The organism is Sphingobium herbicidovorans (genome assembly GCF_002080435.1).
Taxonomy (GTDB): domain Bacteria; phylum Pseudomonadota; class Alphaproteobacteria; order Sphingomonadales; family Sphingomonadaceae; genus Sphingobium; species Sphingobium herbicidovorans.
Genome location: NZ_CP020538.1, coordinates 2,011,017 through 2,036,651 on the forward strand (window position 1 = coordinate 2,011,017; position 25,635 = coordinate 2,036,651).

The 25,635-nt window shown below is 64.0% G+C and carries 27 protein-coding genes and 1 tRNA gene; 14 read left to right on the forward strand and 14 right to left on the reverse strand.

Annotated elements, in window-relative coordinates; genetic code table 11:
• Positions 1-13: 13 nt before the first annotated feature.
• Positions 14-589, reverse strand: coding sequence for a pyridoxamine 5'-phosphate oxidase (gene pdxH / locus B6S01_RS09720; RefSeq protein ID WP_037462897.1), 576 nt, complete (start codon positions 587-589; stop codon positions 14-16).
• Between the two features lie 118 nt (positions 590-707).
• Between pdxH and B6S01_RS09725 the strand changes: the two genes are divergently transcribed.
• The 6 genes from B6S01_RS09725 to B6S01_RS09750 all read left to right on the forward strand — a co-directional run bounded on the left by B6S01_RS09725 (position 708) and on the right by B6S01_RS09750 (position 6,166).
• Positions 708-1,631: a DnaJ C-terminal domain-containing protein gene (locus B6S01_RS09725; protein WP_037462895.1), complete on the forward strand. Its 924-nt coding sequence runs from the start codon at positions 708-710 to the stop codon at positions 1,629-1,631.
• A 26-nt stretch (positions 1,632-1,657) separates the two neighbouring features.
• Positions 1,658-2,677, forward strand: coding sequence for a YihY/virulence factor BrkB family protein (locus B6S01_RS09730; protein ID WP_051908024.1), 1,020 nt, complete (start codon positions 1,658-1,660; stop codon positions 2,675-2,677).
• Positions 2,625-3,434 carry an enoyl-ACP reductase FabI gene (fabI, locus tag B6S01_RS09735; RefSeq protein WP_037462894.1) on the forward strand — a complete coding sequence of 270 codons (810 nt, stop codon included), beginning with the start codon at positions 2,625-2,627 and terminating at the stop codon, positions 3,432-3,434. The genes B6S01_RS09730 and fabI overlap by 53 nt, the downstream gene beginning before the upstream one ends.
• A gap of 69 nt (positions 3,435-3,503) precedes the next feature.
• Positions 3,504-3,917: an endonuclease domain-containing protein gene (locus tag B6S01_RS09740; protein ID WP_051908047.1), complete on the forward strand. Its 414-nt coding sequence runs from the start codon at positions 3,504-3,506 to the stop codon at positions 3,915-3,917.
• The gene (gene aroC / locus B6S01_RS09745) at positions 3,914-4,987 is read left to right on the forward strand and encodes a chorismate synthase (protein ID WP_037462893.1); all 1,074 of its coding nucleotides are present in this window, start codon (positions 3,914-3,916) and stop codon (positions 4,985-4,987) included. The genes B6S01_RS09740 and aroC overlap by 4 nt, the downstream gene beginning before the upstream one ends.
• A gap of 390 nt (positions 4,988-5,377) precedes the next feature.
• Positions 5,378-6,166: a PhzF family phenazine biosynthesis protein gene (locus tag B6S01_RS09750; protein WP_037462891.1), complete on the forward strand. Its 789-nt coding sequence runs from the start codon at positions 5,378-5,380 to the stop codon at positions 6,164-6,166.
• On the opposite strand, the gene B6S01_RS09755 is transcribed toward B6S01_RS09750, so the two are convergent.
• On the reverse strand, positions 6,163-7,287 hold the full coding sequence (locus tag B6S01_RS09755) for a serine hydrolase domain-containing protein (RefSeq protein ID WP_037462889.1): 1,125 nt from the start codon (positions 7,285-7,287) through the stop codon (positions 6,163-6,165). The two genes, B6S01_RS09750 and B6S01_RS09755, sit on opposite strands and share 4 nt — an antisense overlap.
• 38 nt (positions 7,288-7,325) lie before the next feature.
• On the opposite strand from B6S01_RS09755, the gene B6S01_RS09760 reads away from it, so the two are divergent.
• From B6S01_RS09760 to B6S01_RS09775, 4 genes are all read left to right on the forward strand, one after another.
• Complete coding sequence (locus tag B6S01_RS09760; RefSeq protein WP_037462887.1) at positions 7,326-7,646, forward strand: hypothetical protein; 321 nt, start codon at positions 7,326-7,328, stop codon at positions 7,644-7,646.
• Positions 7,647-7,697: 51 nt separating this feature from the next.
• The gene (recQ, locus tag B6S01_RS09765) at positions 7,698-9,470 is read left to right on the forward strand and encodes a DNA helicase RecQ (protein ID WP_037462885.1); all 1,773 of its coding nucleotides are present in this window, start codon (positions 7,698-7,700) and stop codon (positions 9,468-9,470) included.
• 344 nt (positions 9,471-9,814) lie between these two features.
• Positions 9,815-10,243, forward strand: coding sequence for a protein tyrosine phosphatase family protein (locus tag B6S01_RS09770; RefSeq protein ID WP_037462883.1), 429 nt, complete (start codon positions 9,815-9,817; stop codon positions 10,241-10,243).
• Positions 10,243-11,427 (forward strand): BaiN/RdsA family NAD(P)/FAD-dependent oxidoreductase, encoded by a 1,185-nt coding sequence (locus tag B6S01_RS09775; protein WP_037462881.1) that lies wholly within the window; start codon positions 10,243-10,245, stop codon positions 11,425-11,427. Before B6S01_RS09770 ends, B6S01_RS09775 begins: the two co-directional genes overlap by 1 nt.
• Positions 11,428-11,440: 13 nt before the next feature.
• Here the strand turns inward: B6S01_RS09775 and dmeF are convergent, their stop codons facing one another.
• Together dmeF and B6S01_RS09785 are read right to left on the reverse strand one after the other, a co-directional pair.
• Positions 11,441-12,430, reverse strand: a complete 990-nt coding sequence (dmeF, locus tag B6S01_RS09780) for a CDF family Co(II)/Ni(II) efflux transporter DmeF (RefSeq protein ID WP_037462879.1) — start codon at positions 12,428-12,430, stop codon at positions 11,441-11,443.
• The gene (locus B6S01_RS09785) at positions 12,427-12,699 is read right to left on the reverse strand and encodes a metal/formaldehyde-sensitive transcriptional repressor (RefSeq protein WP_037462878.1); all 273 of its coding nucleotides are present in this window, start codon (positions 12,697-12,699) and stop codon (positions 12,427-12,429) included. The genes dmeF and B6S01_RS09785 overlap by 4 nt, the downstream gene beginning before the upstream one ends.
• Before the next feature lie 108 nt (positions 12,700-12,807).
• Between B6S01_RS09785 and crtY the strand changes: the two genes are divergently transcribed.
• The 4 genes from crtY to B6S01_RS09805 all read left to right on the forward strand — a co-directional run bounded on the left by crtY (position 12,808) and on the right by B6S01_RS09805 (position 17,017).
• Positions 12,808-13,959, forward strand: a complete 1,152-nt coding sequence (gene crtY / locus B6S01_RS09790; protein ID WP_037462876.1) for a lycopene beta-cyclase CrtY — start codon at positions 12,808-12,810, stop codon at positions 13,957-13,959.
• On the forward strand, positions 13,959-15,440 hold the full coding sequence (locus B6S01_RS09795; protein ID WP_037462875.1) for a phytoene desaturase: 1,482 nt from the start codon (positions 13,959-13,961) through the stop codon (positions 15,438-15,440). Before crtY ends, B6S01_RS09795 begins: the two co-directional genes overlap by 1 nt.
• Entirely contained in the window at positions 15,437-16,018 is a 582-nt protein-coding gene (locus tag B6S01_RS09800; RefSeq protein ID WP_037462874.1) for an LOG family protein, read from the forward strand. The genes B6S01_RS09795 and B6S01_RS09800 overlap by 4 nt, the downstream gene beginning before the upstream one ends.
• 99 nt (positions 16,019-16,117) lie before the next feature.
• Positions 16,118-17,017 carry a phytoene/squalene synthase family protein gene (locus B6S01_RS09805; RefSeq protein ID WP_051908045.1) on the forward strand — a complete coding sequence of 300 codons (900 nt, stop codon included), beginning with the start codon at positions 16,118-16,120 and terminating at the stop codon, positions 17,015-17,017.
• Positions 17,018-17,118: 101 nt separating this feature from the next.
• Here B6S01_RS09805 and B6S01_RS09810 read toward each other — a convergent pair whose 3' ends face one another.
• The 10 genes from B6S01_RS09810 to B6S01_RS09855 all read right to left on the reverse strand — a co-directional run bounded on the left by B6S01_RS09810 (position 17,119) and on the right by B6S01_RS09855 (position 25,581).
• Positions 17,119-18,453: an ammonium transporter gene (locus tag B6S01_RS09810; protein ID WP_037462871.1), complete on the reverse strand. Its 1,335-nt coding sequence runs from the start codon at positions 18,451-18,453 to the stop codon at positions 17,119-17,121.
• Positions 18,454-18,466: 13 nt separating this feature from the next.
• On the reverse strand, positions 18,467-18,805 hold the full coding sequence (locus B6S01_RS09815) for a P-II family nitrogen regulator (protein WP_037462870.1): 339 nt from the start codon (positions 18,803-18,805) through the stop codon (positions 18,467-18,469).
• 155 nt (positions 18,806-18,960) lie between these two features.
• Positions 18,961-19,536: a DUF924 family protein gene (locus B6S01_RS09820; RefSeq protein ID WP_037462868.1), complete on the reverse strand. Its 576-nt coding sequence runs from the start codon at positions 19,534-19,536 to the stop codon at positions 18,961-18,963.
• A gap of 54 nt (positions 19,537-19,590) precedes the next feature.
• Entirely contained in the window at positions 19,591-21,033 is a 1,443-nt protein-coding gene (gene tldD / locus B6S01_RS09825) for a metalloprotease TldD (protein ID WP_037462867.1), read from the reverse strand.
• Positions 21,034-21,095: 62 nt separating this feature from the next.
• Positions 21,096-21,323 carry a zinc-finger domain-containing protein gene (locus B6S01_RS09830; RefSeq protein WP_037462865.1) on the reverse strand — a complete coding sequence of 76 codons (228 nt, stop codon included), beginning with the start codon at positions 21,321-21,323 and terminating at the stop codon, positions 21,096-21,098.
• Positions 21,324-21,368: 45 nt separating this feature from the next.
• Positions 21,369-21,444: transfer RNA gene (locus B6S01_RS09835), tRNA-Val, on the reverse strand.
• Between the two features lie 83 nt (positions 21,445-21,527).
• Positions 21,528-22,526, reverse strand: coding sequence for a helix-turn-helix domain-containing protein (locus B6S01_RS09840; protein ID WP_037462864.1), 999 nt, complete (start codon positions 22,524-22,526; stop codon positions 21,528-21,530).
• A 250-nt stretch (positions 22,527-22,776) separates the two neighbouring features.
• Positions 22,777-23,628, reverse strand: coding sequence for a D-amino-acid transaminase (locus tag B6S01_RS09845; protein WP_037462862.1), 852 nt, complete (start codon positions 23,626-23,628; stop codon positions 22,777-22,779).
• Positions 23,629-23,708: 80 nt separating this feature from the next.
• Positions 23,709-25,109, reverse strand: a complete 1,401-nt coding sequence (locus B6S01_RS09850) for a UdgX family uracil-DNA binding protein (RefSeq protein ID WP_037462861.1) — start codon at positions 25,107-25,109, stop codon at positions 23,709-23,711.
• Positions 25,110-25,116: 7 nt separating this feature from the next.
• The gene (locus B6S01_RS09855) at positions 25,117-25,581 is read right to left on the reverse strand and encodes a hemerythrin domain-containing protein (RefSeq protein ID WP_037462860.1); all 465 of its coding nucleotides are present in this window, start codon (positions 25,579-25,581) and stop codon (positions 25,117-25,119) included.
• Positions 25,582-25,635: the final 54 nt, after the last annotated feature.

The following is a 25,635-nucleotide window of genomic DNA, read 5'->3' on the forward strand; positions in this document are numbered from 1 at the left end:
CGCTTTGGAAAGCTCAGGGATAAAGCAGTCCCTCGCGCCATCCATCGCCGTCACGTTCGAACAGCCGCCGCTCATGCAGCCGATGCTCGCGATCCTGCCAGAATTCGATCCGGTCCGGCGCCACGCGAAAACCCGACCAGTGCGGCGGGCGCGGCACGGGGCCGCCTTCGAACCGGCTCAGCGCATCGGCATAGCGCGCCATGAAAACATCGCGCGAGGGCAGGGGGCGCGACTGATCCGACGCCCATGCGCCCAGCTGGCTGTCCCGGCTGCGGGTCGCGAAATAGGCGTCGGCGGCGGCATCATCGACGGTGTCCACCGGCCCTTCGATCCGGATCTGCCGCCGCATCGATTTCCAGTGAAACATCAGCGCCGCATGGGGATTGGCGAGCAGTTCCTCCGCCTTTCGCCCTTCGAAATTGGTGTAGAAGACAAAGCCGTCCGGCCCATGTCCTTTCAGCAGCACCATCCGCACCGAAGGCCGCCCGCGCGCATCGGCGGTGGCCAGCGCCATGGCGTTGCTGTCGTTGATCTCGCTCTGGCGCGCTTCGCCATACCATTGGTCGAACAGGGTGAATGGGTCGGTCATGTTGCTGATCTAGGGGTGGAACAGGATCATGTCGATGGTCACGCCGCTTGAACGATCGTGACGCTTTCGCCACATATGGCGCAAATCGGTTTTTTCGAACAAGGATTGATATCGGGCAATGGCGGATCCCTACTCCACTCTGGGCGTCGCACGCGGCGCAAGCGAGGCAGAGATCAAGTCGGCCTATCGCAAGCTGGCCAAGGAACTGCATCCTGATCGGAACCAGGACAATCCCAAGGCGGCGGAGCGTTTTTCGGCGGTTTCCAGCGCCTATGACCTGCTGTCGGACAAGGACAAGCGCGCGCGGTTCGACCGCGGGGAAATCAACGGCGACGGCAATCCCACGGCGCCCTTCGGCTTCGGCGGCGGCGGTGGCGGCGGCTTTCGCGGTCGGCCGGGCGCGGGCGGCGGTTTCGACGACGGCGCGGATTTCGGCGATATTTTCGAAGGACTGTTCAGCGGCGGTGGAGCCCGGCGCGGCGCGGGCGGTTTTGGCGGCTTTGGCCGGGGCGCGCCGCCGCAGAAGGGCGCCAACGTCTCCTATCGCCTGGCGGTCGGCTTCGTCGACGCCGCCACCCTCGCGCCGCAGCGCATCACGCTCCAGGATGGCAAGACGATCGACCTCAAGCTCCCCGCCGGGGTCGAGAGCGGCACGCAGATGCGCTTGTCGGGCAAGGGACAGTCGGGACCGGCCGGGGCAGGGGACGCGATCGTCACCATCGAGGTGAAGCTCCATCCCTTTTTCACCCGTGACGGGGACAATGTGCTGCTCGACCTGCCGATCACGCTCGACGAAGCGGTTAAGGGCGGCAAGGTCAAGGTGCCCACGGTCGATGGCCCCGTGATGCTGGGCGTGCCCGCTGGCGCCACCAGCGGCAAGACGCTGCGGCTGCGGGGCAAGGGCTTCACCCACAAGGGCGGCGAGCGTGGCGACCAGCTGGTGCGCCTGCTGATCGACGTGCCGGGCGATGATCCGGCGATCAAGGCGCTGGTCGAAAGCTGGCACGACAGCCGGGCGGTTCGCGCCCATCTGGGCGTCTAGGGCGTTGGCAAGGGCAAGGAGACCGCATGCCTAGCCCTTCGCCCTATTCGCCCGAATCCCGCCGCAAGCGCGTCGCCCAGGACGCCCGCGCCCACATACACCGCCATATCGCCAGGGTTCGTCCCGGCAGCCACGCCTTTGAAATCGTGAAGCGCGTGGCTGTCGGCACCTATAATGACGGCTTCATCCATGCGGGCAACCTTGCCTACCTGTCGCTGATGACGCTCTTTCCCTTCTTCATCGTCGCGGCGGCGGTGGCGAGCATCTTTGGCCGGTCTGAGGACGGGCTGGCCGCAGTCGGCGCTTTTCTGGAAACCGTGCCCCCCGGCGTCGCATCGGTCGTGAAACAGCCGATCATCGACGTCCTCAACGCCCGCACCGGCCCGCTGCTCTGGCTGGGCGGACTGGTGGGCCTGTGGACCGTCGGCAGCCTTATCGAAACGATCCGCGACATCCTGCGCCGCGCCTACGGGACAAAGAGCACGCGCCCCTTCTGGCACTATCGGCTCAACGCGATCGGCATTACCCTGATCAGCGTCTTTGCCGTCATGTTCGCCTTTTCCGTGCAGGTCATCATCACCGGCATCGACCAGTTCCTGCGCCAGATACTGCCCTTCGCGGATCAGGCGATCCAGATCGTCACGCTGACGCGCATCCTGCCGATGCTGATCCTGTGCGTCGCGCTCTACTATCTCTATTTCTCGCTGACGCCCAGCGCCTACAAGGACAGCCGCTTCCCCAAATGGCCGGGCGCGGTGGCTACATCGCTCTGGTGGTATGGCGTCACGATGCTGCTGCCGCATACGCTGTCTCTGCTGGGCGGCTACGACCGCACCTATGGCAGCCTGGCCGGCGTCATGATCACGCTCATTTTTTTCTTCCTCGTTGGCTTGGGCGTGGTAATTGGCGCGGAACTCAATGCGGCGCTTGCTGAATTTCCCGAAGAGGAACTGGAGCCTGCCGCGACCGATAGCAAAGGGAACGGGACATCAGATGACGGGCTTGATGGCGGGGAAGCGGGGGCTCATCATGGGGCTCGCAAATGACAAGTCGCTGGCGTGGGGCATTTCAAAGGCCCTGCGCGCGCAGGGAGCGGAACTGGCCTTTTCCTATCAGGGCGAGGCGCTGGCGAAGCGCGTTCGGCCGCTGGCCGAGGAACTCGGGTCGGATTTCCTGATCGATTGCGACGTGTCGGACATGGACAAGCTCGACGCTGCCTTCGACGAGGTGAAGGCGCGCTGGGGCAAGCTGGATTTCGTCGTTCACGCCATCGGCTTTTCCGACAAGAATGAGCTGCGCGGCAAATATGTCGACACCAGCCTCGAAAATTTCCTGATGACGATGAACATCTCGGCCTACAGCTTCGTCGCCGTCGCCCGCCGCGCGCGCGCGCTGATGGCGGAGGGCGGCAGCCTGCTCACCCTGTCCTATTATGGCGCGGAAAAGGTGATCCCGCACTATAACGTCATGGGCGTCGCCAAGGCGGCGCTGGAAACCAGCGTCAAATATCTGGCGATGGACCTGGGGCCTGAAAATATCCGCGTCAATGCGATCTCCGCCGGCCCGATCAAGACGCTGGCCGCCAGCGGCATCGGCGATTTCCGCTACATCATGAAGTGGAATGAACTGAACAGCCCGCTGCGCCGCAACGTGACGATCGAGGATGTGGGCGGCGCGGGCCTCTACCTCCTTTCCGACCTGGCGTCCGGCGTCACGGGTGAAGTCCATCATGTCGATGCAGGCTACAACGTCATCGGCATGAAGGCCGAGGACGCGCCTGACATCGCCCTCGACAAGGGCTGAGTTGAAAGAATCCCTCTCCCCTTGGGGAGAGGGAGGGGCCCGTCGCAAAGCGACGGGAGGGTGAGGGAAATGACAAGACCTGACCCGAAAACCCGGCTCAATCGCGTCCGCGCCCTGCGCCGAAACCAGACCGAGCCAGAAAAGCGCCTCTGGGCAAAACTCCGCAATCGCCAGCTTGGCGGCATCAAATTCCGCCGTCAGGTCTGGCTGGACTGCTGGATAGCTGACTTCGCCGCCCTCGAACTTGGCCTGGTAATCGAGATCGACGGCGACACCCACGCGCACAGCAGCATTGCGGATGCGCGGCGCACGGCATATCTGGCCGTCAAAGGCTATCATGTCATCCGCTTCGCCAATGTCGATGTGATGACGAATATCGACGGAGTGTTGGAAGAGATCATGGCTGTGGCGCGCAACTGCCCCTCACCCTCCCAAGCCTGCGGCTCGGGCCCCTCCCTCTCCCTGGGGGAGAGGGGAGCATGAGCTTCAACACCTTCGGCCGCGTATTCCGCTTCTCCACCTGGGGCGAAAGCCATGGGCCTGCCATCGGCGCGGTGGTGGACGGCTGCCCTCCCGGCCTTCCGATCAGCGAAGCGGACATTCAGCCTTTCCTGGACAAGCGCAAGCCGGGCACTTCCAAATTCACCACGCAACGCCGTGAACCGGACGAGGTGCGCATCCTTTCCGGCGTGTTCGAAGGCCGCACCACCGGTACGCCGATCAGCCTGATGATCGAAAATACCGATCAGCGGTCGAAAGATTATTCGGACGTGGCCAAGGCCTATCGCCCCGGCCATGCCGACTATGCCTATGACGCGAAGTATGGCTTTCGCGACTATCGCGGCGGGGGGCGTTCCTCGGCGCGCGAAACCGCCAGCCGGGTCGCGGCGGGCGCCGTCGCCCGGCTCGTCATTCCGGACGTCGATATCTTCGCCTATGTCAGCGAGATTGGCGGGGACGCCATCGACTATGCCCGTTTCGACGCGAGCGAGATCGACAACAACCCGTTCTTCTGCCCCGATCCAGAAGCCGCCAAACGCTGGGAACAACTGGTCGATGGCGCGCGCAAGGATGGCTCCTCGCTCGGCGCGGTCGTGGAATGCGTCGCCAGCGGCGTGCCAGCGGGCTGGGGCGCGCCGCTCTACGCCAAGCTGGACAGCGAACTCGCCGCCGCGATGATGAGCATCAATGCGGTCAAGGGCGTCGAAATCGGCGACGGTTTCGCCGCCGCGCGCCTGCGTGGCGAAGACAATGCCGATCCCATGCGGCCCGGCGCGGACGGACCGGAATTTCTGGCCAATCATGCGGGCGGCATCGCGGGCGGCATCTCCACCGGGCAGCCGGTCAAGCTGCGCGTCGCCTTCAAGCCGACCAGTTCCATCCTGATCCCGGTCGAAACCGTGACGCGGGAGGGCGAAGCGTCGGACATCATCACCAGGGGCCGCCATGATCCCTGCGTCGGCATTCGCGGCGTGCCGGTAGTCGAAGCGATGATGGCGCTCGTGCTGGCCGACCAGAAACTGCTTCATCGCGCCCAGTGCGGCGGCGACTGACAGGCCGAAACGAGCGGATTTCCCGGTAAACGCTGGATGGGCGCGAGACGACTCGCGTGATCTAGGTTATTATCCTGCTCATAGATCGCCCGCGGGAGGGCGAGCGGCAGTGCGTAAGCCTGGGGAGCGTCATTCCTCTTCGGCCTTTGGCCCAAGCATGGATTGACGGTCAAAACGTCCCCTCAAGCCGCGAACACGGGCCAGCCATGGAGACATGGCTGGCCCATTTTCATGAAGCCCTAAGGCGCGCCCCCTTCGTCATCCCAGCGAACGCTGGGATCTCCACCCCATCACCAACCTCTCCACGTCCAAAAGACCACTCCCACCCGACCGGCCCTGTCCTTCGCCGCCCCGCACCGCCATCATGACGCCATCACCCAAGGACCGCTCATGACCAGTCTCCCCTTCACACAGGTCGATGCCTTCGCCCACGCGCCTTTCACCGGCAATCCCGCAGCGGTCATGCCGCTCGGCCGCTGGCTCGACGACGATACGCTCCAAGCGATCGCGCAGGAAAATAACCTCTCCGAAACCGCCTTCGCCGTGCCCACCCCGGACGATCCCGACGCCGACTATGCGTTGCGCTGGTTCACTCCGGCCGTGGAGGTGAAGCTGTGCGGCCATGCCACGCTGGCGAGCGGTCATGTGCTGATGGGCAGCCGCACCGCGCTCCGGTTTCGCACGCGCCAGGCGGGCGTCCTGACCGTCGCGCGCGATGGCGAAGGCTATGCCCTCTCGCTTCCCGCCTGGTCCATGGAGCCGCGCCCGTTGCCCGACCTTGCGGCGGGGCTGGGCGGCGCGCCCGTCGAATCGCATTGGCGGGAAGGCGGCTACAGCCTGTTCCTTTTCCCCGATGCTGCCGCCGTTCGCGCGCTACGCCCCGATTTCGCCGGACTGCGCGCGCTGGGCAACATCATGCTGATGGCCACCGCACCGGGTGAGGACAGCGACATCATCAGCCGCGTGTTCGTGCCGGGCGGCGGCGTGGACGAAGACCCCGTTACCGGCTCGGCCCATTGCCTGCTCACCCCCTTCTGGGTGCAGCGCCTTGGCAAGACAAAGCTCAGCGCCGTTCAGGCGTCGGCCCGTGGCGGGCGTATCGGGTGCAGGCTGGAACGCGACCGCGTCATCCTCTCGGGCGCCTGCCGCACCGTGATAGAGGGCCAGTTCATCCTCTAGGCCGGGAACAGCCGCATCAGCTTCGCCAGTCCGCGCTTCACCGCCGCGCGCTGTTCCTTTTCCGGCGACATGCCGATGCGCACCACGGTCAGCCCCTGGCCGGGCGACACCAGAATATATTGCCCGCCATGGCCGACGCAGCCGAACAGGCTTCGCGGCGCATCACCGGGCATCAGCGCGCTTTCCTCGCCCTCGCGGTTCAGCCACAGATGCGCGCCATAGGCCGGGTTGCGCCGCGACGGGGTGCGCATGAAGTCGACCCATTTCTCCGGCACGATCTGATGTCCGTTCGGCCCACGCCCATGGCGGCGCAGCAACTCGCCGAAACGCGCATAGTCGCGCGCGGTCATATGGATGAAACTGCCGCCGATCATCGTGCCCGCCGCGTCATATTCCGCCGTCAGGCTTTTAAGGCCCGCAGGAACCGCCAGCCGCCCGTCGATGAATGTCTGCATCGCCCGCCGCCGCGCGTCAGCGCTGGCGCTGTTGGTCAACATCCGCGCCATCAGGTCGGTCAGGATCAGCGTGTTGCCCGTGCTGTAGGAAAAGCGCGAACCCGGCGCATGGGCCAGCGGTTTGGCTTCGGCAAAGGCGCTCATATTCTGCGCCCCGTCGGTGAACAGCATCCGTACGGTATCGGCCTGCGCCAGCAGTTCCTCATGCTCGACATGGTCCAGCCCTGACGTCATGGCGAGCAGTTGCCGCAACGTGATTCGCCCGCGCGGGTCGCCCGGCTGGCTCCAGGCCGCGACCGGCACCGGCGAATCGAGCGCCAGCCGCCCGTCCGACACCATCAGCCCCACCAGCACCGCCGTCACGCTCTTGCCGATCGACCAGCCCAACAGCTTCGTGTCCGGGCCGAAGCCCGGCGCGTAGCGTTCGGCGACGATCTCGCCCCGCCGCATGACGATCAGCGCGCGGGTTTCGCCCACATCCTCGTCCCCTTCGAACAGCGGGTCGATGGCGGCCCGCAGATCGCCTGCATCGACGCCCGCATCGTCCGCCACATGATAGCGCTGCTCCGGGTCGGCGGCGCGCACGGTGAGCGCTCCCGCCGTCAACAGGGACAAAATGGCGACGGCCACGCCAATCTGCTTTACGCTTTTCCGCTCGAGCTTCATAAGCCGCGGCCTTAGCACGGCTCATCGGAAAGGGGAGCATGTCCGGCCGCCCGAAATGGATTTATGCCCTGGCCGCAGTCGCGGCGGCGCTCACCATCCTGCTCGCCTGGAACTGGACGTCTCTGCGCGCCCAGGCGGCCGTGGGCGCGGGATTCGGCGCGCGCGTCATCTGTTCCTGCCGCTATGTGGAGGGGCGCTCGATGGACAGTTGCAGGGGCGACAAGGAACCCGGCATGGCGCTCGTGACGCTCTCCGACGACCCTGAATCGCGCAGCATCGACGCCAGCGTCCCGCTGCTCGCGTCCCGCACCGCCCGCTATCGCCAGGGCTGGGGCTGCCTGCTCGACCCTGTCGAGTAACGCCGCACAGCCGCATATTGCCTCTCCCGCCACAGCCGCTACAGCCCCCTGATGCGCCCCGACATCGCCACGCTCCTGCACGACATTTTCGGCTTTCCGGCTTTTCGGGGCGTGCAGGAACAGGTGGTGGGCCGGGTGATGGCGGGTCAACCGACCCTCGCCATCATGCCGACGGGCGCTGGCAAGTCGCTCTGTTACCAGCTTCCCGCCGTCGCCCTCGACGGCTGCTGCGTCGTCATCTCACCGCTCATCGCCCTGATGCACGACCAGCTTCGCGCCGCGCAGGCGGTCGGCATTCGCGCCGCCAGCCTGACCAGCGTCGATAGCGACTGGCGCGAAACGCAGGAGCGGCTCCGCAATGGCGATCTGGACCTGCTGTACGTCGCGCCGGAACGCGCAAGCGGCGAGGGTTTTCGCAACCTCCTGCGCACGACGAAAATCGCGCTGTTCGCGATAGACGAGGCGCATTGCGTGTCCGAATGGGGCCATGATTTCCGCCCCGACTATCGCCTGCTCCGCCCGCTGCTGGATGAATTTCCCGACGTCCCCCGCCTCGCGCTGACCGCCACCGCCGACGCCCACACGCGCGAGGATATCCTTGTCCAGCTCGGCATCCCGCGCGACGGGCTGGTGATCGCCGGGTTCGACCGCCCCAATATCCGCTACGCCGTCCACCCGCGCGACGGCCTGCCCCGCCAGCTATCCGACCTGATCGCCAGCCGCGAAGGCCCCGGCATCGTCTATGCGCCGACCCGCGCCGCCACCGAAAAGCTGGCCGAGACGCTGACCCGCACGGGCCGCCCAACCCGCGCCTATCATGCCGGACTGGACCCTGCCGTGCGCGCCGCCAACCAGTCCGCCTTTATCGGCAGCGAGGACATGGTGATGGTCGCCACCATCGCATTCGGCATGGGCATCGACAAACCCGACGTCCGCTTTGTCGCCCACGCCGCGCTGCCCAAGTCGATTGAAGGCTATTATCAGGAATCGGGCCGCGCGGGCCGCGACGGCGAACCGGCCGAAGCGCATCTTTTCTGGGGCGCGGATGATTTCGCCCGCGCCCGCCAGCGGCTTACCGAACTCGACCCCAGCCGCCAGCAGGGCGAGCGCGCCCGCATCACCGCCATGGGCGGCTTAGTCGAAACCGCCATCTGCCGCCGCGCCATATTGCTCCGCCACTTTGGCGAGCATCCGCCCGCAACCTGCGGCAATTGCGACAATTGCCTCAATCCCCCCGCCAGCATCGACGCCACAGAAACGGCGCGCAAGTTCCTGTCCGCCGTCTATCGCACCGGCCAGAGCTTTGGCGCAGGCCATATCGAACAGGTGCTGACCGGCGCCGTTACCGATCGCATCCGCGAACGCGGCCACGACAAGATTTCCGTCTATGGCATCGTCACGGGCGACGAAATTCCCTTGCTACGCCCGGTCTCACGCGCGTTGATCGTGAAAGATGCTTTGCAAACTAACGAACATGGCGGCCTGGAGCTCGGGCCCAACGCCCGCCCGATCCTGCGTGGTGAAGATGAGGTCAGCCTGCTGCTCGCCCCGCGCAAGGAACGCCGCCGCCGTAGCGCCCGTAACGGCAGCGCGGACAACCCGGTCGGCGATCCGCTGTTCGACGCCCTGCGCGCCTGCCGCCGCGAACTGGCGCAGGAACAGGGCGTGCCCCCTTATGTGATCTTCCACGATTCAACCCTGCGCGAGATGGCCGAGCAACGCCCTGCCAGCCTTGCCGAACTGGGGCACATCAGCGGCGTCGGCCAACGCAAGCTGGACGCCTATGGAGACGCCTTCCTTACTGCGATCCGCCCCTTTCTCTGACGGGAGGATTTGGTTCGCGCAGAGGCGCAGAGATCGCAGAGGCGTTGGAGGGATTTGGTTCACGCGGAGGCGCGGAGGCGCGGAGGCGCGGAGAGAGCCGTGGGTTGGGTGAGGTCATCGAATTGAGCCAGCGCGCAGCGCAAATATTCAGTTCGCCTTCGGCGGGAGGTGAGCTTGGCGGCGGTCACTGCTTTCCTCTCTCTCTCATTCTCCGCGCCTCCGCGTCTCCGCGTGAACCAAAAATCCTCTCTGCGCCCTTGCGCGCCTCTGCGCGCCAAAAATCCCAACCCCCTTGAAACCCTTCCCCCACAAGCGCATGGCATCGCCAAGAAGGAGTCCCGCCCATGTTCCGCCAACTCACCCCCAACCTCTACGTCTCCCCCCAGATCGGCGTCGATCAGGTGCAGGAAGCCAAGGCGCTGGGCGTGGCCGTCATCATCAACAACCGCCCCGATGACGAGGAATCGGGCCAGACCAACGGCGCGGAAATCGAAGCCGCCGCGAAGGCCGCCGGTATCGCCTATGCCGCCGTGCCTGTCGCCCATGGCGGCTTTGCCCCCTGGCAGCTCGACGGCATGGCCGCGGCGCTCGGTCAGGCCGGGGAGGGCAAGGTTCTCGCCTATTGCCGCTCCGGCACGCGCAGCACGCTGCTCTGGGCGCTCACGCGCGCCCGCGCAGGCGATCATCCCGCCGCGCTGTCGGCACAGGCCGAGGCGGCAGGCTATGATCTGACCCCGGTTCGCCAGATCATGGACGCGCTTTCCGCAGGTTGATGCCGTCTCAATCCGATCCTTATGACGCCATCGTCCTGGGCGCTGGCGGTGCAGGGCTGATGTGCGCGGCGGTGGCGGGGCAGCGCGGCAAGCGCGTGCTCGTCATCGACCATGCTGATCAGCCGGGAAAGAAAATCCTGATTTCCGGCGGTGGGCGGTGCAACTTCACCAATATCCACTGCGCGCCGGATCGCTTCCTGTCGGCCAATCCGCACTTCGCCAAGTCCGCGCTTGGCCGCTACACGCCCACCGATTTCCTGGCGCTGGTCGAACGGCATGGCATTGCCTGGCATGAAAAGACGCTGGGCCAGCTATTTTGCGATCAATCCGCGCGCCAGATCGTCGCCATGCTGCTTGCCGAATGTGAGGCGGGCGGCGTCGTCATCCGCCTCAATCATGGCATCACCGCCGTAACCCACGCCGATGGCCTGTTCACCGTCGCCCATGGCGGCAGCGTCGCTCGCGCCCCGGCGCTGGTCATCGCGACCGGCGGTCCGGCCATTCCAAAGATCGGCGCCACCGGATTTGCCTATGATCTGGCGCGCCAGTTCGGCCTTAAGGTCGTCGAACCGCGCCCGGCGCTCGTCCCGCTGACGCTGGGCGGTGAAGACCTGCTGTTCCGTTCGCTATCGGGCGTTTCCACGCCTGTCATCGCCCGTCATGGCAAGACCGCCTTTCGCGAGGCGGCGCTGCTCACCCATCGCGGCCTGTCCGGCCCGGCGATCCTGCAAATCTCCTCCTATTGGCGTCATGGCAGCGCCATCAGCCTCGACTTCCTGCCCGACGCGCCCGCTGGCTGGCTGGTGCAGGCGAAGGGCAGCAAGCCGCGCGCCTCTGTGACGTCGGCTCTGCGCGGGCACTTGCCCGACCGTCTGGCCGATGCGCTTGCGGAGCGGCTGGCGCTGCCCGGCGATCTCGGCAACATCCCGGATCGCAAACTGGAAGAGGCGCAGCGCCGCCTTTCGGCATGGGATTTCACGCCCAACGGCACCGAAGGCTTCGCCAAGGCCGAAGTGACGATCGGCGGCATTTCCACCGCCGAACTGTCCTCTCAAACGACGGAGGCGCGGCGCGTGCCGGGGCTTTATGCCGTTGGCGAGGCAGTCGATGTCACGGGCTGGCTGGGCGGCTACAACTTCCAATGGGCCTGGGCGAGCGGCTGGGCAGCGGCGCAGGCGCTCTGACTGCTGGCTCCGGTCAGCCGCATTCCACCGTCACATGCTCCATCCGTGGCAGCGCGTGGACCCGCTGGCGCACCGCCGCGACGTTGCCGCCGGGCGACAGGCTGATGATCGCAGCATGGGCGTGCGGGCCTATGCGCCAGACATGCAGGTCGCGGATGGTCCCGCCTTCTGCCTCTACCAGATCCTTGATGCGCTTCATCAGTGCCGGCTCGGCGGTGTCGAGCAGGATCGACGCCGTGTCCTTCATCAGCCCCCAGGCCCAGCGCGCGATGACCACCGCGCCCAATATGCCCACCGCCGGGTCGAGCCACAGCCAGCCCATGTAACGCCCTGCCAGCAGCGCCGCGATCGCCAGCACCGATGTCAGCGCGTCGGTCAGCACATGCACATAGGCGGCGCGCAGGTTGTTGTCGGCATGACCATGTTTGTGGTCGTGGCCCCCGTCATGATCGTGATCATGATCGTGCCCATGACCATGATGGTCATGGCTGTGATCATGGCCCAGCAGGACCGCGCTGATCAGGTTGACCACAAGGCCGACGACCGCGACCAGCGTCGCTTCGCCGAATTTCACGGACACCGGCTCGAAGAATCGGGTTGCCGATTCGACCAGGATCAGCAGGGCGGTGACGCCCAGCAACAGGGCGGACGCAAAGCCTGAAAGGTCGCCGACCTTGCCCGTGCCGAATGTGAATCGCGGATTGCGGGCGTGTCGCCGGGCATAGCCATAGGCGGCGGCCGCCACCGCCAGCGCGCCTGCATGGGTGGCCATGTGAAATCCGTCGGCCAGCAGGGCCATCGACCCGGTGATCCATCCGAAGACGATCTCGACCACCATCGTCGCGGCGGTCAGCCATACCACCCACAGGGTGCGCCGGGCATTCTGGTCATGGCCCGCGCTCAGGTAGATGTGATCGAAATAATGCTGCTCCTTGCCTTCATCCGCGGGGGAGGCGGCGGCGCTCTGCGGAGAATGTCCGTGGTGATGGTCGTGCATCGTCATTTCCCGTACCGCCGGATCAGCGCCAGCATTTCTTCCGCCGCCGCCTCGCGTTCGTCGTCGGTCAGGCCGGGACGGGCGACATGATCGCGCATATGCTGCTCGATCAGCTCTTCCATCAAGCTGCCGACCGCGCCGCGCACGGACGCGACGAGCTGCAACGTCTCCGAACAGCCCGCATTGCCCGACAACTGCCGCTCGACCGCGCCCACCTGTCCTGCAATGCGCCGCACCCGCGCCAGCAGCTTTTCCCGATTTTCGACCACATGCATAGGATACCCCCCTATCCTATACGGGCGCTTTCCGTCAAATCCGTTTCAACTCGCCATTTCATTCATTAAATCCCTTCCCGCCGCCGTCCCGTCTGCCTAACAGAAGGGATGGCCAAAACCATCGACTGTGACCTTGCAATTCTGGGCGGCGGCCTCGCCGGCACGCTCACCGCGCTCGCCTTCGCCCGCCTCCGCCCCGATGTCGATCTGCTGCTGATAGAGCGCGGCGCTGCTCTGGGCGGCAATCATATCTGGTCCTTCTTCGACAGCGACATCCGCCCCGCCGACCGCTGGCTGCTCGACCCGCTCGTCACCTATCGCTGGCCATCGGGGAATGAAGTCCGCTTCCCGGCCTATCGCCGCAGCATGGATACGCCCTATAACAGTATCGCCTCCACTCAGCTCGATGCCTATGCACAGCAGGTGCTGGGCAACCGCGTCATCCTCAACACTGACGTCGCCGGGATTGAGCCAGACCGGGTCACCCTGCCGGATGGACGCGAAATCCGGGCCCGCGCCGTTCTCGACGCGCGGGGTGGCGGCGACCTGTCGGCACTGGACTGTGGCTGGCAGAAGTTCGTGGGCCAGGCGCTTCGCCTGCGCCATCCCCATGGCTTGGACCGCCCCGTCATCATGGACGCCAGCGTTCAGCAGATCGACGGCTACCGGTTCGTCTATCTGCTCCCTTTCGACGACCGCACCGTCTTCGTCGAAGATACCTATTACAGCAACAGCCCGGATCTCGACATTCAGCCGCTCACCGATCGGATCGCCAGCTACGCAGACCAGCAAGGCTGGCAGGTGGAGGAGGTCGCGCATCAGGAAAGCGGCGTCCTTGCCGTTGTCCATGGCGGCAATTTCGACCGGTTCTGGCCCTCCGATGACAGGATCGCCCGTGCTGGCGTGCGCGCTGGATTATTTCATCCGATGACCGGCTATTCCCTTCCCGATGCGGTCGCCGCGGCGCTCTGGCTTGTGGATCAGCCGCTCGACGGCCTGGCCGTTGCGACCCGCGCCCGCGCAGCCGCGCACTGGCGCGCCGGCGGCTATTACCGCCTGTTGGGCAAGATGCTGTTCCGCGCCGCCGAGCCCAACCAGCGATGGCGCGTGTTCGAACGCTTTTACAGGCTCCATCCCAATCTCATAGGGCGCTTCTTTGCAGGTCATTCTACATGGGCAGACCGCATCCGCATCTTGTGCGGACGCCCACCCGTGCCCATAAGGAGCGCCATGCGCGCACTGTTGAAACCCTCCGCCTGATGAACCGTAAAGCGATCGTCATAGGGGCGGGCTTCGGCGGCCTCGCCCTTGCCATCCGCCTGCAATCGGCCGGCGTCGATACGACCCTCGTCGAAGCGCGTGACCGCCCCGGCGGGCGCGCCTATATGTGGGAAAAGGACGGGTTCACCTTCGACGCCGGACCGACGGTGATCACCGACCCGGACTGCCTGGGCGAACTATGGCGTCTGTCGGGCCATGAGATGGCGGAAGATGTCGATCTGGTGCCGGTCACGCCCTTTTACCGGCTGAACTGGCGGGACGGCACGAATTTCGACTATTCCAACGACGAAAATTCCCTGCGCGCCCAGATTGCGAAGCTCAATCCGCATGACGTCGCCGGCTACCAGCGTTTCCTCGACTATTCGGCCGGGGTTTACGAGGAAGGCTATCGAAAGCTGGGGTCGGTCGCGTTTCTGGACTTCGCCTCGATGATCCGGGCCGCCCCTGCGCTCGCCAAGCATCAGGCATGGCGGTCGGTCTATTCGATCGTCTCGTCCTATGTGAAGGATGAAAGGCTGCGTCAGGCCTTGTCCTTTCACACGCTGCTCGTCGGCGGCAATCCGATGCAGACCAGCGCCATCTATGCGCTGATCCATAAACTGGAAAAGGATGGCGGCGTCTGGTTCGCCAAGGGCGGCACGAACCGCCTGGTGCAGGGCATGGCCACCCATTTCGAAAGGCTTGGCGGCACCTTGCGCCTGGCCGATCCCGTCGTGCGGATCGAGACCCATGGCGATCGAGCAGTCGCGGTTTCGACCGCGTCAGGCTGGCGCGGTGAGGCGGATGCGGTCGCCAGCAACGCCGATCTGATGCACAGCTATCGCGACCTTGTCGGGCATCATCCGCGCGGGCGGAAACAGGCGGAAAAGCTCGCCCGCAAACGCTGGTCGCCCAGCCTCTTCGTCCTGCATTTCGGAATCAAGGGCAGCTGGCCAGGCATCCCGCATCATATGATCCTGTTCGGTCCGCGCTATGATGGGCTGCTGACCGACATTTACGATCATGGCGTGCTGCCGCAGGACTTTTCGCTCTACCTCCACCACCCGACCGTAACCGATCCGTCGATGGCGCCGGATGGGCATTCGACCTTCTATGCCCTCGCGCCTGTCCCGCACATGGGCAAGCTGCCGATCGATTGGGAGCAGTTCGGCCCGGTTTATGCCGAACGCATTCTGGACGAAATCCAGCATCGGTTGATCCCCGACATCCGGTCGCGCATCGTTACCCGTTTCCATTATGCGCCGCCCGACTTCCGGCACGACCTGTCGGCCCATCTTGGCAGCGCCTTCAGCATGGAGCCGCTGCTTACGCAGAGCGCCTGGTTCCGCGCACATAACCGCGATGACGTGATCCCCAATCTCTATCTGGTCGGCGCAGGAACCCATCCTGGCGCCGGCATCCCCGGCGTAGTCGGCAGCGCCAAGGCGACGGCTGCGCTGATGCTTGAGGATCTGGCGTGAGGCGATTGGCGGTCTATTGCGGCTCGGCCATGCCTGCCGATCCCGTCTATGTGGAAACGGCGCGCCATGTCGGCCGCACGCTTGCCGGACGCGGCATTGGAGTCGTTTATGGCGGCGGGCGGCTTGGCCTGATGGGCGCCGTGGCCGATGCGGCGCTGGACGCAGGCGGCGAAGTGATCGGCGTTATCCCGGAAGCACTGGTCAACGCGGAGGTGGCCCATCGCGGCTGCACCGAACTTCGCGTCGTGCAGACAATGCATCAGCGCAAGGCGCTCTTCACCGATCTCTCCGACGGCTTCGTCACGCTCCCGGGCGGCGTGGGGACTATGGATGAGTTGTGGGAGGCGATCAGCTGGGCGCAGCTTGGCTATCATTCAAAACCCGTCGGGTTGCTCAACGTCGCTGGCTTCTACGACCACCTCATCGCCTTCAATCACCATATGACGGGCACGGGATTCATCCGCCGCCAGCATGCCGGCATCCTGCTTCATGCAGATGCGATCGAACCCCTGCTTGACCAGATGGCGGCCTATCAGGCGCATGAGCCTATCTTCTCCATGAAGCTCGACCGACTCTGATCTTTACCTCGCCCGCTTGCGGGCGGCGGCGCGGGAGGGCATGCCTCCAACGTGACTTATCTGGACCGCCCCAAGCTCGTAGCCCATGCCCGCGACAGTATCGCGCGCGGCTCCAAATCCTTTGCTCTCGCCTCCAAATTGTTCGACCGCCAGACGCGCGAGCGAGCATGGCTGCTCTATGCCTGGTGTCGGAAATGCGATGATATTGCCGATGGGCAGGATCATGGCGGCGCGATGCAGGGCGTCACCGACGGGCAGGCGCGACTATCCACTATCCGCGTGCTGACCGATGCCGCATTGCGCGGAGAGGTGACCGGGGATCCCGCATTTGACGGCTTCGGTATTGTGATGCGCGAATGCCGCATCCCGACCCGCTATGCCCATGACCTGATTGAAGGCTTCGCTCTCGACGCTCGCGAGTGGAGGCCACGTAGCCAGGCCGACATGCTGCGCTATTGCTACCATGTCGCTGGCGCCGTGGGTTGCATGATGGCGGTGCTGATGGGAGTCGATCCAGACGACCAAGCGACGTTGGACCGCGCGTGTGATCTGGGCCTTGCCTTTCAACTAGCGAACATCGCTAGGGACATCAGCGAGGATGAAGCCGCCGGCCGTTGCTATCTGCCTGAAGAATGGCTTGTAGAAATGGATATTCCGCCCGGCGAGCATATGAAGCCGTGGGCCCGCCCCAAGCTTGCCATTCTCGCCCGCCGCCTTGCGGACATGGCGGCGGATTATGAGCAAAGCGCCCGTCACGGCGCGATTGCGCTCCCGCCTCGATCGGCATGGGCGGTTCTCGCGGCAGCGGGCATTTATGGCGATATAGCCCGCGAAGTCGCTCGCCGCGGCGAACATGCCTGGGATCACCGGGTGGTCACGCCCAAGGGGGACAAGCTTGGCTGGGTGGCGCGCGCCGCGATGCAAGTTGTGGGCCGCGCCCGCCGCTGGCCTGCTTCGGCGCTGCGTCCGCCGCATCTCTGGACCCGGCCGCAACCCTGACAAAAAAAGGACCGATACTTTCGTACCGGTCCCAGGCGTGTTCGCAGGAGGAACAAGGTGAGGCGGGCGGGCCGTTCGTCGCGGCCCGCCCTGCCGAAGTCTTAGATGTTGTAAGCGCGTTCGCCGTGCTCGCCGAGGTCGAGACCTTCCTGCTCGACTTCGCGGCTGACCCGCAGGCCAGTGACCGCCTTGGCGATGAAGATGGCAATGGTCGTGCCGATGGCTGCCCAGACGATGGTCGTCAGCGTGGCGAGCAACTGGGTCACGAGCTGGCTGCTCATCACGAAGTCCGCGCCGCCGGGACCACCGAGCGAGGGCGAGTAGACGATGCCGGTTCCGATGGCGCCAACCATGCCGCCAATGCCATGGATGCCGAACGCATCGAGCGAGTCGTCATAGCCGAGCTTGGGCTTGAGGACGGTGACCGCATAGAAGCAGATGATCGATGCTACCCCGCCGAGCACGATTGCGCCGAACGGACCGGAGTTGCCAGCAGCAGGAGTGACCGCGACGAGGCCGGCGATGATACCCGAGCAGAAGCCCAGTGCCGAACCCTTGTGACCGTTGAGGCGCTCTGCGAGCATCCAGAACAGGCCAGCCGAAGCCGTGGCGACAAAGGTGTTGATCATCGCGAGGGCAGCCGAACCATTGGCTTCCAGGGCCGAACCCGCGTTGAAGCCGAACCAGCCGACCCACAGCAGGCCGGTGCCGACAGCCGTCAGCGTCAGCGAGTGCGGAGGCATCGGTTCCTTGGGATAGCCCATGCGCTTGCCCAGGATGATGCAGGCCACCAGCGCCGAGACGCCAGCGTTGATATGCACCACGGTGCCGCCAGCGAAGTCCAGCGCGCCCATTTCGAAGAACAGGCCACCGGCCGCCCACACCATGTGCGCGATCGGAAAGTAGACGATGGTGAGCCAGACGATGGCGAACACCATGACTGCCGAGAATTTGATGCGCTCCACCACCGAGCCCAGGACCAGAGCAACCGTGATGGCGGCGAAGGTCATCTGGAAGGCGACGAACACATATTCAGGGATGACGACGCCATCAGTGAAGGTGGCGGCGGTCGAGTCCGGCGTGATGCCCGCCAGGAACGCCTTGGAGAAATCGGAGATGAAGCCGTTGCTGGGGCCCGCGAACGCCAGGCTGTAGCCGTAGATCACCCAGATCAGCATCGCCAGGGCTGCCGCGGCGCCAATCTGCGTCATGACCGACAGCATGTTCTTGGTACGAACGAGGCCGCCGTAGAAAAGGGCGAGGCCCGGCAGGATCATGGCAAGGACGAGGACCGTCGATGTCATCATCCAGGCGGTATCGCCCTTGTCCGGCGTCGGCGCGGCGGCTGCCGCATCCTGTGCCCATGCGGGCATCGCGGCGAAGATGAACAGGCCAGCAGCCCCCATCGCGCCGCAGAATTTATTGGAAAAGGTCATTATTCCCCCCTTCTTACAGCGCGGTTTCGCCGGTCTCGCCGGTGCGGATGCGCACGGCCTGACCAACATCGAGGACGAAGATCTTGCCATCGCCGATCGCGCCGGAGTTGGCCGCCTGTTGCGTCGCTTCGACTACGCGCGGAGCGAGATCATCATCGCAGACGACCTCGATCTTGATTTTCGGAACCATGTTCGTGGAATATTCGGCGCCCCGGTAGATTTCGGTTTGCCCCTTCTGGCGGCCGAAGCCTTTCACCTCGCTCACCGTCATCCCGGCGATACCCAGCGAGGAGAGTGCCTCGCGGACATCGTCAAGCTTGAACGGCTTGATGATAGCCATGACAAGTTTCATGTCGCCCCCTGTTAATGGTGTGCGACAACACTCCAGCAAGGGTCGTGCCAGTTTGTTAAAAGCGCGTTATCGCGGCCTTCTTCCAAAGCCGCTCTCCTTGCGCCGCTAAAAAAATGGGCAGCACAAGGGCATTGCCTAAAAATCGGGCAGGGACTCTACCAGTCGGCGCCTGCTTGCGCGGCCAGTTCTTCGCCGGGCAATGTTTTTCGGCCCAAAGCGGCGTTGCGATGTGGAAAGCGACCGAACCGCTGTATTACCGCATAATGTTTTTTGGCGAATTCCAGGGAGGAAGCATCATCCGCAGCCTCGAAAAGGCTGAGGGATAGTTTCTGATCCTCCAGATCCTCGCTGTGCTGGAACGGCATATAAAAGAAGAGCCGACCCGCGCCGCCAATCTGTATGTCATAGCCATGTGCTAGCGCTCCACGTGCCACCGCTCTGGCGAGTTCATCGGTTGCAAAGGCTTTGACCGTGTCACGAAACATGTTGCGCGGTAATTGATCGAACAGCAGGACGGCGGCCAGCGCATCATCGGCGCGCTCAAGGAACGCTTCTGGAGCCAAGCCCTGTTTTTCGCTCCACAAACGGTGAAATCGGGCTGCACATTCCTGATCCAGGCAGGGGTCATGCGCCCACCAGCCTTTCTCCCCGACATGATTGAACCAAAAATCCAGAAGCGCCGCAGCCCAGTCGGCGGTCACGGCGTCATGACTATCCGTCAACATGTTCATGTTAAAAGAAGCAAGTTACGGAAACTTGGTTCCTCAATCCGTAGCGTCGTCGTCTCAGGTCGCCGTACCGCCGACGGTCAGTCCCTTCATCAGCAGCGTCGGCTGTCCTACGCCGGCGGGCACGCTCTGCCCGCCCTTGCCGCACACGCCGATGCCTTCGTCCAGCGCCCAGTCGTTGCCGATGCCGGCAACTTTGGTCAACGCGGTCGGTCCATCGCCGATCAACGTCGCGCCCTTGATTGGCTCGCCCAACTTCCCATTCTCGACCTTATAGGCCTCGGTGCAGGAAAATACGAACTTGCCGGACACGATATCGACCTGACCGCCGCCGAAGCTCCTGGCGAAAATGCCCGACTTCATGCGGGACAGCAGCTCTTGTGGATCGTCCTGCCCACCCTTGATGAAGGTGTTGGTCATGCGCGGCATGGGCGCGTGGGCATAGCTTTCGCGGCGGCCATTCCCGGTCGGTTCGACGCCCATCAGCCGCGCGTTCAGGCGATCCTGCATATAGCCTTTGAGTATGCCGTCCTCAATCAGCACATTTTCCCGTGTAGGCGTACCTTCATCGTCGATCGACAGCGATCCCCGCCGGTTCAGGATTGATCCGTCATCGACTACCGTAACGCCGGACGCAGCTACCCGTTCTCCGATCCGGCCGGAAAAGGCGCTGGTGCCCTTGCGGTTGAAGTCGCCTTCAAGCCCATGGCCGATAGCCTCATGCACCAGCACGCCGGGCCAGCCGGGGCCCAGCAATACAGTCATCTCTCCAGCAGGCGCAGCGACTGAGCGCAGGTTCACGCGCGCCTGAGCCAGCGCCTCGTCAATCGCACGGTTCCAGATCTCCGGGTTCATCACCTGATCGTACAGATAACGCCCGCCAATCCCGAACACGCCCGTCTCGCGACGGCCGTTTTCTTCCAGGATGAGCGACACGTTGAGCCGCACCAGCGGGCGAATGTCGGTCGCCATAAAACCGTCGGCGCGGACAATCTCGACGACGGACCAGCTTCCCGCGAGGCTCACTGACACCTGTGCAACGCGCGGATCACGCGCCCGTGCCGCCGCGTCGATCGCCGCGCAGAGAGTCACCTTTTCGGCGAAAGGCACGATTTCCAGTGGATTGGCGTCTGTATAGAGGTGGCGATTGGTATGCTGGGGCGGTGGTGCGGGCCGGCCCTTAGCCGGATCGAGCAACGCCAGCGTTTCCGCCGCGCGACGGATCGCCGCCTCGCTGATATCATTGGCATGGGCGAAGCCAGTCATCTCGCCGGATACGCCGCGCAGGCCAAAGCCCGCATCGGTCGAATAGTCGGCGGTCTTCAGCCGCCCGTCATCAAAGCCGAAGCTCTCGCTCGCTCGATATTGCAGATAGAGCTCGCCATCGTCGCAACTGGCGAGTGCTTGAGCAGTCAGGCGGCGAGCGCCATCAGGATCTAGCAGGCCGGGCCGGTAGAGAAGGCCGCGCGCATCGGTGAACTGAGAGGCAATATCGGTCATGCCGCTCGATATAGGGGCGGCACCTCCGAAGCCCAATCAAAATCGCAACGCGTGCACCCGGATCAGAGGCTTGCGCCGGACGCGATGTCAGGCAGACCGGCAACCTCGGGCGTGTCCGCCGGGCCGCCGATCAGGACGAAGCGCCGGTCGCAATAGCCGCAATCGACATAGCCATGCTCGTCAATTTCCAGGAAGACACGCGGATGGCCCAAGGCTGCGGGGATGTCACCCGATCCATCGCAGGAGACGCGGGGCTTGGTGACTCGAATAATTTCAGGCGGCTGAATCATGATGGCTCGATTAGCAGCGGCGGCGTGACGCCGCAAGAAGGGCGGTGGTGGGCGATGACGGGCTCGAACCGCCGACATTCTCGGTGTAAACGAGACGCTCTACCAACTGAGCTAATCGCCCGTTACCGCACCCCAATCCGGTGCAGCCGGAGCGGGCCTATCTAGGCGAATCGGCGCGCGGGTCAAGCATTGATGACGATCGGATCAACCGCAAAGAAAGCGGCGGCTGGCCGCGAACCAGCGCGTCAGCGCTTCGGCGGTCTCTTCGGTCAGGGCGATGAACACACGGCGACCGTCCTGTGGATCGGCCTGACGACGAACGATGCCCTTGTCCGTCAGGGTTCGGATCCAGCGCAGCGCGGTGTTCGGCGGTACGGCGGAGGCGATGCACAGGCTGGAAACGGAAACGCGCTCCTGCTCCAGCCGCGCCGCCAGCAGATCGAGCAGCATGTCCCAGGCCGGATCGGCGAACAGGTCGCCGGGCAGAAAATCCTCGCGCAGTCGTCTTGCCCGCAACAGATCCCTGACCTGCGACGCGTCGAGTGCGGCTGTATCTGTTATCGACTGGTCGCTGCCCATCGGCTCGACCGCCGGCATGCCGATATAGTCGCTGGAGCGGTCTGATATGCGTGGCCCCAGCGCGAAGGATGGCGTGGCATGGCGCGGCCGGGATGTCAGGGCTTCCAGCGTACGGGCAAGCCGACTGACCTCTTCGCTCAATTGCTGCAAGCGAATGCCTTCGCTTTCCTGATTGACTTCATGAAGGGTGCGCTGCGGCGTAGCGCTTCCAGCGGTCAGCAGCGCCGCTGCGAGATCGGTATGATCCGGCGTACACAGTAATTGCGTCCGCTCGCTTCGGATACAGGCGAAGGCCAGATCGACCGTGTCCATCCCGGCGACGAGGATGACCGACAGGTCATTCTGCATTGCCAGCGTCTCAACCTGCACCAGCAGGCGTTCGAGCAGGGTGGATGGTTGCGTGCAGAATAACAGGATGACGTCGCATCCCACCTGCATGTCCAGCCGCAAGGAGGCCTGTTCCAGCCGGACGATGTCCAGCAGCCGGAATTGGGCGGCACGAGCGAGACCGTCAATATCATCGAGGAAGACGTCGTCGGCCAGGATGAGCAGGCCAGCGCGTTGGTCTTTCACCCCGTAGCTTTCCTCCATCCTGGTGCCAAAATCGGCCGAGGAACGATCCATTTCCACCTGTTATCTCCTGTCCCTGGTCTGTTCCGAGCTTATCGGAATATGGCGGCCATGCGCCGGATCTCTCCTCCATATTGGAGGGTGTGCGCGCTTCTGTCCGCCGGATGCTCGCTTGCCGCTACGAAATGCACGGGGTCAAGCGCCGCTGCCGCCAAAATGGTGGCGCTTTTCGCCGAAGTGGGGAGAGCGTCAGCGCGGATTTGATTTTATCCGAAACGGATTCATTTTGTTTGGCAGATTCACCTCAAACGGCCGTTTTAATGGCAAAGTCGATGTAAAGTTCCCGCAGCCGGGTCGCCATGGGGCCCGGCGCTCCGTCACCAATCTGTCTGCCATCGATGCTGACGACCGACTGGCAGAGCGTCGATGCGCTCGTGATGAAAGCTTCGGATGCCCCTAAAGCCTCGTCGACGGTAAAGGGGCGATGCTCGACCATGATGCCGCGTTCCTCCGCAAGGGCGGTGAGGGCTGCCCCGGTGCAGCCCGCCAGCACAGCCTGGGAATAGGGACGGGTGACGACGCCATGTTCGGTCACGAGAAAGGCTGTCGATGACGCGCCTTCGGTGACAAAGCCGTCCTCCACCATCCACGCCTCTTGTGCACCCGCATGGACCGCAATTTGTTTTGCCATTGCTTGCGCTAACAGCCCGACGCTTTTGATGTCGCGCCGCGTCCAACGCAGGTCCGGCGTCGTCACGACTGCTATTCCAGTGCGTGCAGCAGGGCTATCCAGAAATCGCTTCGCCTGGACGAACATGACGAGGGTCGGCTGCAGGTCGGGAGAGGGGAGGAAGTCTCGGCTGACATCGGCGCCCCGCGTCAGTTGAAGATAGATCAGCCCTTCTTCCAGATCGTTGCGCGTGGCCAACTCCCTCTGCACCGCCTCGATTTGAGCCGAGGGAAGAGGGAGTGTCAGGCCGATCGCCGCTGCCGATCGTTCCAGCCGGGCGAGATGCGATGCGCTATCGACCAGCCTGCCTTCGATCACGGCGGTGACCTCATAAATGCCGTCCGCGAACAGAAAACCACGATCGAGCACGGAGACGCGGGTTTCGGCGAGGGGCAAGAACGCACCATTGAGATAGGCTATCGACATGAGGGGGCACATTTCTCCCGCGCGACAATGCGCTATGCGGCGATGTTGCCGGGGCAGTGCCCTGGGTCAAGCGAGGATCGTCACCCCATCGCCTTCACGCGCTCGCCTATGTAACGCAATTCATCAACGAAGCGCGCCCGTTCGGCCTCCCTGCGCCTCTCGTCGGGCAAGCGCAGGAGAAAACTGGGATGCACCGTAACCCAGCCTTCCATGCCATTTTCCATCGAGATTGGAGTCCCTCGTGTCCGGCTGATCGTAACGGCCTTGCCCAGCATGGCTCGCGCAGCCGTGACGCCCAGAGCTACCACGATGCGTGGACGGAGAAGGTCCAGCTCCCGGTCGAGCCACCATCGGCACGCCTTGATCTCCGGCGTGTCCGGCGATTGGTGGATACGCCTTTTGCCGCGACGCTCATGTTTGAAATGCTTGACTGCATTGGTGACATATATGCTGCCGCGATCAATCCGCGCCTCTTCCAGCGCCCGGTCAAGCAACTGGCCCGCAGGTCCAACAAAGGGGCGTCCCGCGATATCTTCCTGATCCCCCGGTTGCTCGCCGATGAGGGCCAGTCGAGCGTCAAGCGGGCCTTCGCCAAAGACCGTCTGGGTTGCATCCTGGTAGAGATGGCATCGAGTGCAGCTCATCGCCTCCTCACGCAACATCTTCCATGCGACATTTATGTTAGATGGCCTTGCGGGGGCTTTTGGCGGTGTGGCGATCATGGCTGCCTCCCGGGCCTGTGCCCCTGCGACCAATTCGGGGATGAGCGCGGCCTCGGGCAGATTGCGCCAATATTTCTTCGGCATTTCAGACAGCATGGCGCGCTGCTTGAGACGTGCCGGGTTGAATATTGCCGCGTAATAGCTTTTCCACACATCCTCGATCGGGTCACTCGCCGGCGTATCCGATCGCGTCGCTCCCGGTCCCTCGCTCAACGTGTCGCCGTCCCAATGGATGCTGGTTTCAGGCGTCAGGATCGACCAGCGCATTGACGCAAACCGGCGGACAAAAAATCCCGCATTGGCGCGGACGATGTGATGATCGGGTTCAAACCAGGCGACGAAGCGGGACACGCCGCCTTCTTCCTCGACCTCCCGGAAACGAACGAAGGCGCGCATCTTGTGGATATCGCGCCTCACCGCTCTGGCCAGAGCTTCTACGCGGCGCAACAGCGGATCAGCCTGATCTTCCATCCGTAAGGGCCTTTGCCGCACTTTGAGCAGCAAGTTGTAAAGGAGGGCGAAGCGTTCCTCATCCCGATTCAGAATTGCGATGCCCGCCAGTTCCAGAAATGCGCGGGGTACAGAAAAAGCGTTGCCCGGATCGATCGGAGGCAGTTCGTCGACGGGCAGAAGAGACGCCGCCTGTCCTGCCACGCACCAGTCAATGTCTTCCGCTGCGACATTGGCCAGCGCGAAACGCCTGGCTGCCGTTCGCCACCCATCGAAATCGTCCGGCCCGCTAAGCAGCGCCTGATACATTCCCGCCTCAGTCGGCTTTTTCCGCCCGTTGCAATTCTGCCGGCTTGCGCCGGGCGAAGGTTGCGGCGAGCTTCTGTTCCTCCTCGGTCGTCAGCTCGGCAGCAGCGTCAGGGAACATCTCCTCTTCCTCCTCCTCAATATGGTGGAGGTAGCGCTTTTTCATCTTGTCGAAAGTCTCGCGCCATGCGGTGCTGTTAAACTCCTGCTCCTGGAGTTCCTCCAGATAATCGTCGATTTCCTTATGCTCCGATACGCTATGCTGCGCGTCTTCTCGCAAATCAGGGCGAGCGAGCATCGTGGCGTAGAGCGTTTCTTCTTCGGCAGCGGCGTGTGCGGTCACTTCAACTCGAAACTGCTCGAACAGCTTTGCCAGCCGCTCATTGTCACCCTCCGCGTCCGCCATTTTGTCGAACAACTGGCGATGGGCGTCGTGATCCTGCTTAAGGCGGTCGAAAATGTTGGCGTCAGCCATAAGTGCTCCTCTTGTTTCAGAGGGCACAACGAAATGGATGACCCTTTGGCTCCG